Genomic DNA, 18,372 nt, shown 5'->3' on the forward strand with positions numbered 1-18,372 from the left:
TCGTACTCACTTATAGCTCTTCTAAATAGGTATAACCCTTCAAGCCCGCAACAAGTTCTTTATAAATACTATCGCGTTCATGGCTTGGTAATTTGCTGTCTACTAATTCTTTGTATGTTTCTTTAAACGTTTCAGCATCTAAATGTACATAGTCCAGCATCTCTTCCACACTGTCACCTTCATTGATTTCTGACATTTCAATACTGCCATCTTCAGCTAGGTTAACAACAACACTATGGGTATCACCAAATAGGTTATGCATATCACCTAGTATTTCTTGATAAGCGCCTACTAAGAAAAATCCCATGTAATACGGTTTATCTTCTGTCCAAGCAGGTACTAATAAAGTACTTTCAATGCCTTGGCCGTCAACATAATGGTTAATTGCACCATCTGAATCACAGGTAATATCAAGTAAAACCGCGCGTTGTTTTTTCTCATTGTCTAAATGATTCAGAGGCAACACAGGGAAAACCTGATCAATACCCCAAGAATCTGGTAACGATTGAAACAATGAAAAATTAACAAAAAACTTAGCCGCTAATTTTTCAGATAGCTCATCCATAATCGGTCTATGGAAACGATTTTTAGAATCCATAAGTTGATTTAATTCAAAACAAATACGCAAGTTGACTTGCTCTGCCCACGAACGTTGCTCTAAGTTAATTAAACCTAACGCAAACTGATGATGCACTTCGCTAATATCGTTTTGTGTATCGTGATATATCTCAATTAACGCACGGTCATCATTACGCTCTTGTAATTGTTGCCACGATTGCCACATGTTAATCAATATTAATGGCACGGTTTCTAAAGGTTTAGCAATTTCTTCTGGCTCATAACATTCAGCACCAATAACGTTTGAAATAAGCACGGCATGATGTGCTGTTAACGAACGTCCTGATTCAGAAATAATCATCGGCATAGGTTGATTATAACTTTTACAAATATCACCAATGGTGTACACGATATTATTCGCGTACTCCGCTAGACTATAGTTCATAGAGTTATGAGATTGGCTTCGAGTACCATCGTAATCAACAGCTAACCCACCGCCCACATCCATACAAGAAAGTTCAGCGCCTAATTCTCTTAATTCACAGTAGAAACGCGCCGCTTCACTCACACCTAACCTAACATCGCGAATATTGGCAATTTGAGATCCTAAGTGAAAATGCACTAGCTTCAATGTATGTAGCTGCTTAGCCTCTTTCAACGTATTAATTACATGCAAAATTTGAGTAGCCGATAAACCAAATTTTGACTTTTCACCACCACTTGCTTGCCATTTTCCTTTCCCTTGCGACGCAAGTCGTACACGTATACCAAGCCTTGGTTCTACGTTTAACGCTTTAGCTTCAGCTAAGATCATTGCTAATTCAGACACTTTTTCTAAAACAATATGTACTTTATGACCAAGCTTTTCACCGATAAGTGCTAAACGAACATATTCTCTGTCTTTGTAACCGTTACAAACAATAACTGAAGACGCTTTTTGCGCTAATGCCAATACAGCTAATAGCTCTGGTTTGCTACCAGCTTCTAAACCCAATTGTTTGGTTTCATGGTTAAATTGACTCGAAATAATTTCATCAACCACTTCACGTTGTTGGTTCACCTTAATTGGGTATACCAATAAGTATTTTTCGTCGTAATTATAACGTTTAATCGCCTGATTAAAGGCGTCACACAAACTATGAACACGATGATGTAAGATTTGAGGAAAACGTACTAAAGCAGGTAAAGTTAACCCTTGCTCTTGAATTTTTTCCACAATATCACTCAAATCAGCTGTAATTTCAGGGCTGTCATTAATAGGTGCAACGTAAACGTTACCCTTATCGTTGATCCCATAATACCCCTGACTCCAATGACGTACGTTGTAGCATGCTCTTACTGCATCGAGAGAATTGTATTCTTTCATTGAATGTTCCAAATTGTATAATTACGTAATGATAGTATTAACTATCTAAAGATAAATCGTGAAGTGGAATTTAAGGAGCTATGAGATTAAAGTCCAACAAATAATAAAGTGTTTATCGAACAATAAATTTAATCACTTGTTTGTTGGGTATGTTATTCATTAAAACAAATAAGGAGAGATAGGATCTCTCCCTTATATGTAAAATGGTATTGACTGACCTGAATTCGCTTTAAGAGTTACTTAACAGGCTGGAATATAAGAAAAAATAGTTTTATTGAGCACCTAGCTTGATAGTTTTTCTTAATTCAAAGTAAATTTCGCGTCAATATCTGCTCTATTGCAAGTAACTTTAACGCAGAAATTAGGAAAAATGCGGCTAGAAAAGCATTTGTTAAACCGAGTTCCGGTTAACTATTTTTTTGCTGTTCAAACCAAAATTTCATCAAATCAGCCGTTAACTTTTGTTCTATATCCATGGCACGTTCTGTTGGGCAAAATATGGTAAACAAAATTTGCGTATCGCCCACGTCTGATGTGGCAACATGTATTTGCGGGTCTGGCCCTGCAATATTAATGTCTAAACGGCTTTCAATTAACTGATTGTAACGTATAGCAACTTCTTTAAAGTCGGCACAATATTCGTAAGCTTTTTTGTGTAATTCATCTAAAAAACTAAATGGGTTAACGCTGCCATCTCTCGTCACCGTAAAGTGATGCATGGCATAGCGTTTCAAAAAGTTTAGGTTTTTAATCGCTGAAGTGATTAATTGGCTATTGGGTAAATAAAGGGTTTTACCTGTGTATTCGTATGCGTCTATATTAATTTCTAATAATGTTAATTTAGCCCAATCTGTTGAATGAACTTCACCGTAATGATTGCCTACTTGCACCCAGTCACCAATGCGAAATGGCCTTGTAGAAATAATATATAAAAAGCCAATAAAGCATTGAATAAATTCTCTTGTTGCTAACACTATTGCGACAACAAATGCCGCAATTGAAAAGGCAAATTTTTGAATTTCAAGCGACCAAATATTAAAAAGGCCAATAATAATAAATACGGTAACCGCATTATTAACCATATTAATTTTTAATCGTTTGTTTTGCTTATCTTTACGCTTAATAAATTTAACTAAACTGAGCTTTGTAAGCATCACCAGTAAAATTAAACCGATAGAGAGTACAGCTTTGTTTTCTATTAGCACCTCGACTATTGAACTAACATTTGCACCTGCGGATAACAACATATCAAACACTTGACTAAACACCTTAAAACGCTATTGAGTTGACTCTATTTTGGCATTCATAGTTTGCAGTTTTTCTAACGTACCAACAACCCCTAATTTAGCAATACTTGAGTTTAACTCAGCTTGTTTGGTTTGTACTAAACTAATACCTTCAATAACAATGTCGAATATTTTCCAGTTATCGTCGGTTATTTTCATTAATTTAATGACTGCGGTGTTGGTTTTATTGCGGCTTTCAATATTTAAATATACTTGCGCAATTTTACCACTGTCGGATACCGAGCTTTTGTTAAATACAATTTTTTCATTATTGTAGTTACTTAACAAATTAGCATAGCTGTTGATCAGTTGAATTTGTAATGCTTGAATATAACTTAGCTTCGTCTCTTCAGACATGTCTTTCGCATATTTACCTAACGACTTTAATGCGAAATAACGGGTATTAATTTCAGGTAATAAATGTTGATTCAATACTTTTTTAATTTGCGCGCTATTAAACTCATTACGCTGTTTTAACTGTATTATTTCTTGTTCTATTATGCCAAATGCAACTTTAACTTGCTTTTCAGGTTCGTTATTTACCTCTGCCACAGCTAACATGGAAATAAATAAACTGAGTATAAAAGCAAAGGTTAAACGATTAAGTGTTAGGCTAAATTTGTTGTTCACGTTGTATTCTCTATGGATGAAATGTTGTTTATGGGTTTCAATAAAATACTATTGTAGTAAGAAACATTTTTATTGCTAACGCAATAATTTACAGGGTTTAATCAAATTAATTGATTGGCGCCGAAAATATCCCCATTTATAGGCAAAACTTAGTGGTTATTTAGTTTTATTCTTTGGGTAATTCTGAGGTTAACACCCAATAATAATTAAGTTCTTTCATTTTTATTGAAAACTCTTCAAATTGTAAGGGCTTAGTTACGTAACCACTTGCACCTAATCGATAACATTCCTGAATATCTGGGGTAATCGTTGACGTACTGATCATAACAACGGGTATGTCGCGGAGGTTTTCATCATTTTTAATGATTTTTAATGTTTCTATTCCGCCCTGCCTGGGCATTCTAATATCTAAAAAAACAATATCGGGTCGTATGTATTGGCTTTTATCTTCATACGGAGAGGTATTATTTAAATAAGCAATAGCTTGTTCGCCATCCAAAACATGTTCAATAGAGTTTTTAATATTAAATTCATTAAATGCATCCATCATCAATTGTGCATGATCAACATTATCTTCTACCATTAATGCCGCGATTGGTCTTAAATTGTCCAATATATATCCCTTATATCATTGTTAAGAATTTAAACTTTTATACTAAGTCGTTGATCTTTCAAGATAGATTTCACAGCGACTTTTTAATATTTAGAGACATAACGCAGTCTACATTTCAAATAAGCGTGCTCTTTGGGTTTATTTAAAACTTAACCCTGAAAGACCAACAGACTCTAAATCGATGATCAATTTTCCTTTAAGAAATTGAGAATAAAACAACTCCCAACACCTATTTCTGATTCTACCTGAATACTACCACGGTGATGATCGATAACTTGTTTTACAATACTTAAACCTATACCAGAACCTGGGTATTTACTTTTATCAGCAAGCCTTTTAAATGGGGTAAATATCTCTTTTGTTTTTTCAACATCAAACCCAATACCATTATCTTGTATATATATACTCACGATACGCCCGTTTTCTTTAGAGGACAAGAAAATCTCAGGTACGTTTTCGTTAAACTTTATACTATTGCCGATCAAATTTTGAAAAAGTAAATGAAGCAAACCTGCATTACCTTTAATTGTAGGAAGCGGTGTTTTAATATTCAGAGTAAAGTCTTTATCAACAGACTCTTTTAATAATTCAACAACTTCATTTACAACATCAGCTAAGTTAACTAATTCAAACACTCTTTTTGTAGAGCCCACTAATAAATACTGTTGAAGACTATAGACTAACTCATGAATAGCAGTAGTACTGGTGTTAAGATATTTAAACCAATTTTTTTCATCTGGCGTTAAGGTAACTCGGGCTTCTAAATCGGTTTTTAAAATGTCTGAAATTAATTTAATGTGATTAATTTGGCCATTAAAGTCGTGAGATAAACTCGCACAAAAGGCCTTCATGTCTTTATTGTGTTCTTCAATCACTTGCTGATGCCGCCATCTGTCTATCGCGTATCGGCAAGTGCGGTATAACAATTGCGGAGAGATCTCATTTTTGGGAATATAGTCTTGTATACCCTGGTTTAATAAGTCTTTTGCTATTTGTAAATTATTCAGCGAGGTTAAAATAATAATGGGGGTAGAAAAACGCTGAGAGCCTAACCATTCTATTGTTTCTTCAATAGTTGAATCAGGTAGTTGTAAGTCACATAAACAGGCATCATAGTTCCTATTTAATAGCATAGACTTCCCTGATTCAGCAGTAGCTGCTGACGATATTTTAACGCGTACATCTTTTATTAAATGCAAAGCGTCTTCAATCAGCTCTCGATGATCTGGGTTATCTTCAATAATAAGTACTTTCAAAATGGTTTTCCTTGCCGAGATGACTTATTTGATTAAACTAAAGTAATGCTATACTTGTTATCAATCAAAGTAATTATTTTCTTTTTTAACAATAAAATACGCTATTGAATACTAAAGATAGATACTTACAAATGCACTTATACATATGAACATATTCTGATTGTTATAACGTTATTTGTAGCTGATAAAACGACAATAAGCCAATCAAATGTAAATTAAGGGACGCATATGCACAGTTGCTTACAACAAGGAATGAATCTTAGGCTCATATCATCAAGGCCATCTCCTGTACAGAGCCCAATTAGTTTATTGACTCATGTTTTATCTGAAGCGGTAAATGTCATGAGTATTGCCAATATACACCCCCTATTCAACGTAAACTCCCTTTTTGTACTAACAAAATAAGTAGGCTTTATGCTGTTGATTAAACGATGAAAATAAAAAATATATTACTCACAACACTCCTGTTGTTTTTTTTCACTCTTGAGGTATTTATCACCTTCGACTTTATTGCTCAAGAAAAAGCACTGGAAAAAACGCGAGCACAGGTATACCAAACAATTATTCAATTACAAAATCAAATTGGTTATGTGGGACTTATCCATAATTTTAAAAATTACATGTTAAGGCCTAGTAAAACAGATTATAGAGACAAGGCCTTAAAAAACTTTTCGCAAGCCTCCAAACAAGTAAATACACTTGAAATACTCGGAACAAATATTTTAGGGAAGCTTGAAATGCCACAAACTAAAAGCATGCTATTTGCTTATAAAAGTCGGTTAGACACATTACCTAGCTTAATTAAAAAAAATGTTTCCGCTCGTGAACTCGACAAATACGTGCAATACAATGACATTCCCTCTCGTGATGAAATAGAAGCTGTTTCAAGCCAGCTTTCCCAAGCGCTCAACGAAAAATCTTTAACCCTACTTGATAATAGTACTAGAAATGGTTTCATCATTCTGGCCGCTTTAATGATGACGTTAATGACACTCGTGCATTTCTGGCTTAAAACACAACAAGCGGCACTCATTAAAAGTAACGCTTTAAATACCAAATTAAAAAATAACAAAACGGAGATTGAGCGTTCTCAAAAAATCCTCTTAAATGCGATGCAAGACATTGAAAACGAAAAACAAGCTGCGTCTCAGCTCAATGAACAACTGCTAAATAAAAATAAAGAAATGGAACAGTTTATTTATACCGTGTCACATGATCTTAAATCCCCTCTTGTTACTATAGGCGGTTTTACTAATAACCTCGCAACAGAGTTATCTGAACAATTAACCGAAAAGCAACAATATCGCTTTAGCAGAATTATTGAAAATGTTAACAACATGGAAACTTTACTAGGTGATTTATTAGAGCTATCGAAAATAGTACAACAAGCAATTACGCTAAATGATGTAGATGTAAAAAAAGTATTAAACGAACAATTTTTAGTCCTTGAAAACCCCATTATTGAAAGCAAAGCGGTTATTAATGTCGCGGATAACTTACATACTATTAAGGCTAATTATCGACTGTTTTCAGAGGTAATACTCAACCTGTTAAGCAATGCCTTTAAATACAGAATACCCATGCAACAACTGGTTATTGATATTTATACGACTCAAACAGAAACCACAACAACCCTACACATAAAAGATAACGGAATAGGTATTGACGCTAAATACCATGACCTTGTTTTTGGTATTTTTGAAAGGCTTTCAACTAAAGACGGTACCGGCGTTGGACTAACCATTGTAAGAACAATAATGGACAAACATAAAGGTAAAGTTTCATTAGAGTCAACTCTTGGCGAAGGCTGCTGCTTCTCGGTAGCCTTTCCTAATAATGTAGAAGTTAATGAGAATTAATAGTCAAAAAATAGGATCTAAAGATTGTTTTTACTTCAACTGTTTATAAAAATATCTGAAAAGTAATTAACCAACCACTTCTTTGCATCATTCAGTCAATCGAATAAAGCGTATAACGAGCTATGTTAAAGTGTTCATTACTTTTACTAGGGAAGTCAGGAAACATGTTTCAGATGATGAGCACTTTACCGTCCCAAAAGAAAAGTAGTGTGTAAATGTTTCACATAGTCATGAAAAATATACTCAACCATTACTCGAGTTACACACAGAAAGTTGCCACAAAACACAAACCTACATGATTTAACCACACATTAATCGCCAGAAAAATAAGGGGATTAAGCAAGTTATACCTTAAGAATTATCTTGTTGTTAATATCGGTACAAGTTCTGCATTATCAAGATTATATAAATACCTGTAATCATAAAGGAGTCTTTACTTATAATGCGATTAACAATAAAAACCCCTTGTTATGCGAATAAATTTCAACATTAAGAAATAATTAACGTGTCATTTAGATAATATTTCTTTATATTTGCGACCTTTTATCTATAAATCAGTAAATTACAAAATTTATCATCCCGAATTCGGGTTAACTTGTTATTACATACTGACCATTGAATAAGATTTACCAACTCAATATCAGTTAATCAATGTAAAAAGGAATGACTTTGAAAAAGCGAATCAATTTGTTAGCGGCACTAGCCGCACTAGCAATAACGTCCTCTTATAATGTATTGGCACAAAACGATACGAATAAAGTTCAAGAAGCTAAACAGAAACAAGAACGCCCTACTTATCGCTTTGACCGAAAATGGCTCAAAAATAAAGCAAAAGAGCTTGCGTCTCAAGATTATAAATTACAGCGGATACCTGAAGATAACCCATTAAGTAAAATGAGTTACGACGAATATAAAAAAATACAGTTTGAACGTGGTGCAACTATATGGTCTCGTGAAGATCGTAATTTTAGGCTTACACCTCTTCATCCAGGTTTTTTATTTAAAACACCCGTTAAATTAAATTTAGTCGTTGGTGGTGTTTCTCGCCGCATTTTATATACAACCGATATTTTTAATTACAATGACGAACTTCAAGATATTAAAAAATCAGAAGCCAAAGGTTATTCAGGCTTCAGTGTTACTCATCCTATAAATACGCCTAAAAAGTGGGATGAGTTTATGGTTTTTCAAGGAGGTACGTATTTTAGAGCAGTTGGAGAGTCAAATTGGTATGGATTATCTGCGCGGGGTTTAGCAATTAATACAGCAAAACCGTCTGGTGAAGAGTTTCCAGAATTTACTGAATTTTGGATTGAGCGCCCGAGTAAAAAGAACAAATATTTAATTGTTCATGCCTTAATGCAAAGCCCCTCAGCTACTGGAGCTTTTACTTTTACCGCATCTCCAGGGAAAAACACAGAAATCAAAGTAGAAAGCGTTATTTTTCCTCGTAAAGACATACCTTCTTTTGGTGTAGCACCATTAACCTCTATGTTTTTATTTAACCCTATCAATACAACTCGATTCGATGACTTTCGTCCAGCGGTTCATGATTCTGATGGCTTGTTTATGATAAAAGGTAACGGCGAAAAATTATGGCGACCATTAGCAAACCCTCGTCGTTTAGAAGTATCCGTATTTGAAGATGAGGCTATTAAAGGTTTTGGGCTAATGCAACGCAGTCGTAAATTTACCAACTTTGAAGATATCGAAGCACATTATCAAAAAAGACCGTCTGCTTGGGTTACTCCTATATCTGATTGGGGTAAAGGTCATGTTGAATTAATTGAAATTCCAACAAATGCGGAAATTCACGATAATATTGTGGCTTTTTGGCAACCCAAAGAACCTTTAAAAGCAGGCGAAGAACGCTCTTTTTCTTACAAAGTATCTTGGGGGAACTCAGTTCCAGCAGAATTACATGACGGTCGAATTGTAGCTACCGCTTCTGGGCGTGCTCTTGGTTCTAATACTGTTCGTGACTTTGTTATAGATTATGAAGGGAAAAGCATTCCCGCAGACATGATCATTAATGCTTCAAGTAGTACAGGCAAAATTGTAGGAACTATCAGTAAAGTCATTCCTGAAAATGGTCATTTAAGAGTAGTCGTTAAGTTTGAAGCCGGTGAAGAAGACGTTTCTGAACTGAGAGTTTCGTTAACAAATAAAGATAAGCAATGGGGTGAAACATGGCTTTACCGATGGACACGATAAACTTGAAAGAACAAGCGATACCACCCGAAGCAAAACTAGATATGCCAGCACAAGATTTTAAAAAAAATCTTAATGTGAAACATCGCTGGCAGGGATGGAGAGCTTTAGTAGCAAGGCTTATCACTTTTGGTGGCGCGTTATCTTTAACCGGATACGCAACTTATCAAATGGTATTAATTGTTTCTGAAGGGATGGTTACCGCACTTCAATGGGCGATGGTAAGTTTGTTTGCTATAACATTTGTTTGGATTGCATTAGCGGCATGTGCTGCAGTGTGTGGATTTGTTTTTTCTGGTAAATCTCAGTTTAAAAAAAGAGCGAGCATTTCCGGTAAAAAAACGGTTCTTTTAATGCCTACATATAATGAAGATCCTAGTGAAACATGTGCCGCTCTATATAGTATGGGTGAAAATATTGCAGCAGAAGGACTAGGTGATCTGTTTGAAATATTTATCATTTCTGATTCTAATAACCCTGATGTATGGGTTAAAGAAACGGCCGCTGTTCAACGGTTAAAAGATGCTTTGGCTGGTAAAGTTAATGTTTGGTATAGAAGACGTCACGATAACAAGGCCAAGAAAGCGGGCAATGTTCATGAATTTGTTAGCCGTTGGGGCGCACGTTACGACTATATGTTAGTGCTTGATGCAGACAGCCTACTCTCTGTTGATACATTAAAAACGTTGATGGAAGAAATGGCCACTGATGACAATAGCGGTATTATTCAAACCCTACCGTGCCTATATCGTGGTGATACCTTGTTTGCACGATTACAACAGTTTGCGGGGACTATTTATGGTCCCATTGTGGCGCGTGGCGTAACTGCTTGGCAAGGAGACGATGGTAATTACTGGGGGCATAATGCAATTATTCGTGTGAAAGCTTTCGCTGATACAGCCGGCTTACCCACTCTGGGCGGTATTAAGCCTTTTAAAGGTGATATTTTATCTCATGATTTTGTTGAAGCTGCTCTCATGCGAAGAGCGGGTTGGTCGGTGAGAATGCTGCCTGAACTAAAAGGCTCTTGGGAAGAAAGCCCGCCTAGTTTATCTGATGTTGCTATTCGTGACCGACGTTGGGCACAGGGAAATATTCAGCATTTAGCCGTATTAAAAGCTAAAGGACTCCGCTGGCCTAATCGTTTTCATATGATAACAGGCGTTATGGGATATATGGCTTCGCCATTTTGGTTAGCGCTAATTCTGGTCGGTATTGTTATGGCAATACAAATACACTATGTCAATATTGAATACTTTACCGACGAATATTCGCTATTTCCGAACTGGCCGCTGTTTGATTCTGAACGCATGCTTTTACTGTTTATGTTTACTATGGTTATATTATTAGTACCTAAAGCATTAGGCTTATTAAGAGCTTTTTTTCATAGCCCGTTACGTAAACCTCTTGGTATTATTAGGCTTACACTGGGTGCTATTGTTGAAATGTTTTTTTCAATTCTCTATGCTCCTATTTTTATGCTAATTCACAGTAAACATATTTTTGATATTTTTAGAGGCCGTGATTCAGGCTGGGCTACTCAACAACGACAGTACAAAGGAGCGCCTTGGGGCCTGTTATGTAAGCAGCACTTTTGGCATACCGTTATAGGGGTAAGTATTACCGCTGTTTTGTATTATTACTCACCTATGTTGCTTGTATGGTTATCGCCTACGGTAATTGGCTTAGTTTTTTCGATTCCATTATCCGCGCTAAGTGGTAGTAGAACATTAGCAAAAATGTTTCGTTTCTTTGGTATTTTAAATATACCAGAAGAGGTGAAAGAGTTGCCTATTATGCAGCAGCGCGATCAATTTTCTGAAGCTTTACAAAAAGATATTGAACATCTTGATATTGCTGCGTTACTAAATAATAGCAAGCTTCAACAAGCACATTTTAATATGGCAGGACAAGCACCGGAACCTAAACGAGGCCAACCTAATATAAATAAAATAAGTGCTGAATGTAAAATTAATGATGCCAACCTACAGCAAGAAGCGCTTGATTGGTTTACTAAGCAAGAATTAATGGAAGTGCTATGCGAACCTTTATTATTAAAAAAGTTAGCGCTAAAAGTGGCTTAGCACTTTTATACCCGTTACCAATCAAGAGACTATTTCAGAGCGCATCTTGAATGATAACGGTTATATAGCAAGTCCGTTAAGTTTTTCTCACTTAGCGAAAGTTAAAAAGCCAGTTACTTATGTAGCTGGCTTTTAAATTGGTAATAATGCTTCCAAATTTCACACACTAGCGTTTAGCTTTCCAAAAAGCTACATAGTGACAAATTCTTCGGCAGACGTAGGGTGTATTGCAATAGTATTATCAAAGTCAGCTTTAGTAGCGCCCATTTTCATCGCTACAGCAAAGCCTTGCAAGAGTTCATCACTACCAAAACCAATGCTGTGAATACCAACAATTTTTTCTTCTTTACCTACGCAAACAAGCTTCATGCGTGTTGGATCGCGGTAGTCTTCAGTAATCGCCTGATATAAAGCTGTAAACTGAGAGTTATATACTTTTACGTTTGCTTCGCCGTGTTCAGCAATCGCTTCTTTTTCACTTAAACCTACAGTTCCAATAACCGGATGGCTAAATACTACCGTAGCAATGTTTGAATAATCTAAATGCTCGTCAGGCTTGTTGTTAAATAAACGTTCACATAAACGACGACCTGCCGCTACGGCAACAGGAGTAAGTTGAGCACGGCCGGTGTTATCGCCTACAGCATAAATACCATCAACGTTGGTGTTTTGGTATTTGTCTGTTGGTATAAAACCACGCTTATCTAATTCGATTCCTGTCGCTTCAATGTTGATATTGTCGGTTGCAGGCTCGCGACCAATAGCCCAAATCAGTTTTTCTACAGGACCAACTGATTGACCATTTTCTAGATGAACGGTAATTTGGCCATCGTCATGTTTTTCAATTCGGCTCGGTGTACTGTTGGTATGTAATGTTGGTCCATGTTTCGCCATTTGTTCAACAAGAGTATCACTTAGCATTTCATCAAAAGCGCGTAGTGGTTTTTCTTTTCTTACCAATAAATGTGCATCGGTACCTAACGCATGAAAAACGCCAGCCAACTCAACGGCTATATAACCAGCGCCAATTACAGCAACACTTTTAGGTTGTTCTGTTAAAGCAAAAAAACCATCTGAATCTATGCCGTATTCTGCGCCTTCAATATTTGGAATACTTGGGCGACCACCTGTTGCAATGGTAATATGATCAGCGGTGTATAGCTCGCCATTAACTTCTAAAGTATTTTTATTCACAAACGTTGCAAAACCATCAATTACCGTTACATTATTCGCATCAAAGCCGCGCTGATACGCTGCATGAATACGTTCAATATACGCTTCTCTGTTTTTAACTAATGTTGACCAATCAAAGCCTTGTAATGGTGCTTTAAATCCAAAGTCTGCTGAATAGTTGAGTGCATCCGCAATTTGCCCTGCATACCACATCGCTTTTTTAGGTACACAACCCACATTAACACAGGTTCCACCAATATATTTGGCTTCAATAACCGCCGCTTTTTTGCCTAGTTTAGCTGCGCGATTAGCAGATGCGATACCGCCACTACCACCACCAATAGAAATGTAATCAAAATGTTGAGTCATGTGTGCCTCGATAAGTAAATTTAAATAAGTTAACTGTGCAGACCGAAGAAAGGTAAAAATGCTTTCGTACAGTCCACATTATTATGTGCAAGTCGCTTTAATGAAAAGTGTTTAAGCTCTCGGTTATCAATATATTAATTGATAACCGCAAGAAGTAACGACTTTAGTTAAACCATTATACAAAAATAATGTTTATTTCTCGTCAGAATCTTTTGATAGGTATTGGGTTGTACCTGCTGCATCCATTGGACGACTATATAAATATCCTTGGATATTATGACATTGACGCGCCAATAAATAGTCAAGTTGTTCTTGTGTTTCAACCCCTTCAGCAATGCATTTCATGTTAAGTCGTTTAGCTAACACTATGGTTGCATCCACAATTGCCTCATCGGTATCATCTACACCAATACCGGAGACAAATGAACGATCTATTTTAATCACATGTAGCGGAAGCTGCTTTAAATAAGATAAGGACGAATAGCCCGTACCAAAGTCGTCTAATGCCATTAAAATACCTAGATCCGACAAAGCATTCATTGTACTTATTGCTTTTTTCGGCTCAGCAATTAATGCGCTTTCAGTCACTTCTAACTTAATAGCGCTTGGCGGTAAATCATACTTTTTAAGTTGTGCTTTAATAAAAGGATACAAATTGTCATTAACAAAGTGAAACGGCGATATATTGATTGATAAAAACAATTCTTGATTATGTTTTCTCCACTCAACCAAACGTTGTAAGCCAATGTTTACCACTTGTTCTGTGATGGTAATAATCAAACCTAACTCTTCTGCTTTAGGAATAAACACTAAAGGTGAAATCAATCCACCTTTACTTTGCCAACGCAGTAATAATTCTAAACCTATCGTTTGATTAAGTAATGGGTTTACAATAGGTTGATAATAATTTACAAATTCTTGATTATAAATCGCTTGTTTTAAATTAGATTCAACCTGGAGCCTTTCGGTAGCTTCTTGATTCATACGTTCAGTAAAAAACTGATAGGTATTTCTACCTAACTGTTTAGAGTAATACATAGCAATATCAGCATGATGCAATAATTCATCTGAGTTTTTTGCGTCGTCTGGATATAAAGCAATACCTATACTAGCGCCTACACTCACTATATTAGAGTTCAAATTAACAGGTTCACCTATGGTGGTTATCATTTTTTGAGCAATTTGGCTAAGCTGGGCTGTACCTTTAAAATATTCAAGTAAAACAACAAACTCATCTCCACCAATACGCGCAACAGTATCTCTAGCACGTAAAATAGAGTTTAATCTTACTGTTATTTCTTTCAGCAGCAAATCACCGTTATCATGACCTAAGCTGTCATTTACCTGTTTAAATCGATCAAGATCGATAAAAAATAACGCAATAGAGGATTTCTTTTTATGTGAGTAGTTCATTGCGTCTTGAATGCGTTCTAACAAAAAAGAACGATTAGGTAGGTTGGTTAAATGATCATAATTGGCTAAATACCGTAATTCTTTTTCTGCTGTTTTTTGAGCGGTAATGTCAGTAAAAACACAAATGTAGTGAAGCTGGTTATTCGTGGTATTTCGACTAACCGTAATATTTAAAATAACATGATATTCTACCTGACTATTGATAAATATACGTTCCTCACCTCTCCAGTGTTCTCCTTCATTTAAAGACGAAAAAACCTCTCGATATTTTTTACGCTGGTCTTTATTAAAACCAAATAATTCATTATTAAAATCAAATTCATTTTTCTCCCAGCCAAAAACATCACACAGCGATTGGTTTGCCGTTACACGAGTAAAGTTTTCACTAATAATAAATACCCAATCTTTGGTCTGTTTAAACGCATCACCGTAATATAGAGCACGCTCTTCCGCGGCTTTATTTTCAGTAATATTAGTGTACGAACCCGTTACTCGAGAAGGACTACCATTAGGATAAAACTCAACAATTTTTCCTAAATCTTTATACCATAGCCATTGACCACTTTTACTCTTAAGTCGGTAAGTACAGTTAAAGTTACCTTCCGTATTCTTTTGATTTAAAAAGAGTCTCCATCGCCCAATAAAGTTTTCTTGATCATCAGGGTGAATAAGTTCTACATGCTTTTCAAACGAATAGGAATCGCCATATTTTTTTAACCCTAAATCTTCAGTAGCCCGCTTGGCAAAAATCAAATTATTATGTGCTTGCCAGTCCCATACTTCACTGTTACTTCCAATAAGGGCGAGCTGTAGTCGATTTTCTCGATACTTCACTTCTTCATGTATGCTGAGCAAAGCTTTTCTTTGTAATTGACGTTTATATATCCAGATAGTGATAATAGATAACGTTACAAACAAATAAATAAAGTAAGCAAACGGTGAGGCCCAAGGTGAATAACTGATAGAAAAAACAATTCGGGCAGGTTCCGAGTATTTTCCCGTTAGGGGCGATTTAATTCTTGCTTCAAGTGTATGATTACCTGACGCTAATGTAGGAAAGGTTATACTATTTTCGCTTGTTAACGGGTATTCAACATTATCATGTCCCATCAGTTTAAACTGATATTTAACCTCATTGTTTCTACCAAATGTAAACGCCGAAAAATCAACCCGTATTCCCACATCGTTATAATTCAGAAGTATCTTTTGATCGGGCTCAAATGTTATAGGTAAATTTAATTCTCTTGATAAGACATTAACGTGCGTTACTTTTAACTTAAAACTGGAAGTGTTTTGCGATTGCTGTTTTTTAAAGATTATAGGATCAAAAAGGCTCAATCCAGCCATACCACCATAAGCGAACTTATTTCCATTAACAACGCCACCAGCACCGCCATTAAATTCTTTATTTACTAAGCCATCTTTTACGCCAAAATTTCTAAAATGATGGCTCTCTCTGTTCATCATAAAAAGGCCATCATGACTTGAAAACCAAATATCCCCCTCATTATCTATTTTTAAATTATAAATATTATTATCGATAGGAGAATTACTACTTGAATAATAATACGTTGGCTTAAAGTCCGGAAGCGATAATCCTATAAGTCCTTTTCCAACGAAGCTAAGCCATAATGTTTGGCTTTTATCTATCACCCAATTATCAATGTAAGACCACTCTGAAATATTGGTGCGAGGATGTTGATAGAGACGCTGCGATTGCTTTGTCGTTATATCAATTCCCCAAAGAGAATCGTTATTTGAAAACAATAGCATTGAACTATTGGGTAAAAAACCTAGTATGTTATTTACGTCTTGTTTCACACTTTTATAATTTTTATCTAAAGCAGCATCAAAAAATTTTTCCACCTTAAATTCATCAAGCATTACTTTAAAAATACCTTGAGAATTAACAAGCCAAAGTAAGTTATTTTCATCAACAAAAAAGTTTATTACTTCAGAATGAAATAGTTTATCTATTTCAGGAGAAAAAGCATTTGGTACAATTTTACGAGTTATTGTGTCAAAGACAGTAATACCTTTATAAGTTCCTAGAATTAAATAGTTATTATAATAAGCCATCTGAAAAATATGACTTTCACCATAAAGTTCTTTACGATTTTGTACGGCTAAATAAGATTTTACCTTTTGGTTAACTCCATTAACCAAATTTAGTCCGTTACCGGTAGCAACCCAAAATAAGTCTTTGTTTTTATGGTGGGGTAATATTTTCCATACTTCGTTGTAACTTAAACTTCCAAAACTTTTTTGATTATAAGTAAAATTAGTCACTAACTCGGTTGATGGATCCCATAAATAAACACCAGAAGAATTAGTCCCTAACCAAAAAACACCATTACGATCTTTCGTTATAGAACGAATAATATTGTCTGATGCGTTATCAAATGCATCAGTAAACCCAAATAAATGTTCGAGCCTATTTTCTTTTAATAAAATAACGGATAAGCCTTGATGACTTGCAATATAAAGTTTTTCACCATCTTGATAAAATTGCCAAATCGCTATTCCCTCAGCTAATTTTTTATATTTGGGTAGTTTTTTATCTTGAAGAAAAAAAGCATCAATCTCACTTATATCTAGCACTAAAGCACTGATGTACGTACCAATATATAAATTGTTTTGATAGGTATGCAGCTTATAAACTTTTGATTCTCTAACCGCCGCAACACTTTGCCCTTTACTGCTAATATCGGGAAGTTTTTTCCATTTATTCTGAATCGTGTGGTAAACAAAAAGACCAACATCCGTCGCTAAAAACAAATAATCATTATTCATCACTATATGATGTATCCAATTATCATTTATTAATTCTAACGATAGATCTAGTACCTCAACTGCTGTGCTGTCAGATTTTTTAAAGGTAAATATTTTTTTAGAAGAAGAAATCCAAAACGTGTTGTCGTGTTCTAACACATGAGAAATATATTCATTTTTATTTAATAATGCTTGAGCAACAATCAATTGATACTGAGTGGTTTTAGGATTGTAAGTATAAATACCTTGGTCTAATACGTTAATCCATAAAAGCCCGTCAGAATCTTCAAGCAAAATTCTAATTTCAAATGAATCAAAGTCACCTTGCGGCCCTTTTAATGTTCGAAAAGAGTAACCATCATAAAAATTTAAACCACTCTCAGTGGCTAACCACATAAATCCGGTAGAATCTTGTAATAGAGAATTAACGGTGCCTTGTGATAAACCATCATCAACACTTAACTGAGACAGGCTTAAATTATTAACATTCGCATATAGCTTACTAGTGAATAAGCCACTAACTAAAAATAAAACAAACAACAAAAATGTTGTATTAATTGTCTTCAACATATAACTGAATTTCTACCTGTATTCATGGCAATTCCATTTTATAGACAAATTAAAAAAATTTTCAACGCTTGTCGGAACAACTGATACCTTTCTATCATAGAACACTTTTTTATAGCAAATGACAACACCAAAAAAAACTATTTTTTATATACTTACCACACAATTTATTCATATTACCAGCCAATATCATCAAAAGGCATTACTCAAAAAAT

General features: G+C 35.2%; 10 protein-coding genes. 3 read left to right on the plus strand and 7 right to left on the minus strand.

Features of this window, described 5'->3' with window-relative positions; translation table 11 throughout:
* Nucleotides 1-10 precede the first annotated feature (10 nt).
* The 5 genes from speA to B0X80_RS07205 all read right to left on the minus strand — a co-directional run bounded on the left by speA (nt 11) and on the right by B0X80_RS07205 (nt 5,709).
* Complete coding sequence (speA, locus tag B0X80_RS07185) at nt 11-1,924, minus strand: biosynthetic arginine decarboxylase (RefSeq protein ID WP_077339153.1); 1,914 nt, start codon at nt 1,922-1,924, stop codon at nt 11-13.
* A 407-nt stretch (nt 1,925-2,331) separates the two neighbouring features.
* On the minus strand, nt 2,332-3,171 hold the full coding sequence (locus B0X80_RS07190) for a mechanosensitive ion channel family protein (RefSeq protein WP_077339199.1): 840 nt from the start codon (nt 3,169-3,171) through the stop codon (nt 2,332-2,334).
* A gap of 30 nt (nt 3,172-3,201) precedes the next feature.
* Nucleotides 3,202-3,840: an MlaC/ttg2D family ABC transporter substrate-binding protein gene (locus B0X80_RS07195; RefSeq protein WP_077339154.1), complete on the minus strand. Its 639-nt coding sequence runs from the start codon at nt 3,838-3,840 to the stop codon at nt 3,202-3,204.
* A 166-nt stretch (nt 3,841-4,006) separates the two neighbouring features.
* Nucleotides 4,007-4,453 carry a response regulator gene (locus B0X80_RS07200; protein ID WP_077339155.1) on the minus strand — a complete coding sequence of 149 codons (447 nt, stop codon included), beginning with the start codon at nt 4,451-4,453 and terminating at the stop codon, nt 4,007-4,009.
* A gap of 185 nt (nt 4,454-4,638) precedes the next feature.
* Nucleotides 4,639-5,709 carry a hybrid sensor histidine kinase/response regulator gene (locus tag B0X80_RS07205; protein WP_077339156.1) on the minus strand — a complete coding sequence of 357 codons (1,071 nt, stop codon included), beginning with the start codon at nt 5,707-5,709 and terminating at the stop codon, nt 4,639-4,641.
* 431 nt (nt 5,710-6,140) lie between these two features.
* Between B0X80_RS07205 and B0X80_RS07210 the strand changes: the two genes are divergently transcribed.
* The 3 genes from B0X80_RS07210 (at nt 6,141) to mdoH (ending at nt 11,863) form a co-directional block, all read left to right on the plus strand.
* The gene (locus B0X80_RS07210; RefSeq protein WP_077339157.1) at nt 6,141-7,568 is read left to right on the plus strand and encodes a sensor histidine kinase; all 1,428 of its coding nucleotides are present in this window, start codon (nt 6,141-6,143) and stop codon (nt 7,566-7,568) included.
* A 669-nt stretch (nt 7,569-8,237) separates the two neighbouring features.
* Nucleotides 8,238-9,782: an OpgD/OpgG family glucan biosynthesis protein gene (locus B0X80_RS07215; RefSeq protein WP_175623897.1), complete on the plus strand. Its 1,545-nt coding sequence runs from the start codon at nt 8,238-8,240 to the stop codon at nt 9,780-9,782.
* On the plus strand, nt 9,758-11,863 hold the full coding sequence (gene mdoH / locus B0X80_RS07220; protein WP_077339159.1) for a glucans biosynthesis glucosyltransferase MdoH: 2,106 nt from the start codon (nt 9,758-9,760) through the stop codon (nt 11,861-11,863). The genes B0X80_RS07215 and mdoH overlap by 25 nt, the downstream gene beginning before the upstream one ends.
* 189 nt (nt 11,864-12,052) lie before the next feature.
* Here mdoH and gorA read toward each other — a convergent pair whose 3' ends face one another.
* Entirely contained in the window at nt 12,053-13,405 is a 1,353-nt protein-coding gene (gene gorA, locus B0X80_RS07225) for a glutathione-disulfide reductase (RefSeq protein ID WP_077339160.1), read from the minus strand.
* Nucleotides 13,406-13,597: 192 nt separating this feature from the next.
* Nucleotides 13,598-18,160, minus strand: a complete 4,563-nt coding sequence (locus B0X80_RS07230; protein ID WP_077339161.1) for an EAL domain-containing protein — start codon at nt 18,158-18,160, stop codon at nt 13,598-13,600.
* Nucleotides 18,161-18,372 lie beyond the last annotated feature (212 nt).

Origin of the sequence: Pseudocolwellia agarivorans (genome assembly GCF_002000085.1) — a bacterium.
Classification (GTDB): Bacteria; Pseudomonadota; Gammaproteobacteria; order Enterobacterales; family Alteromonadaceae; genus Pseudocolwellia; species Pseudocolwellia agarivorans.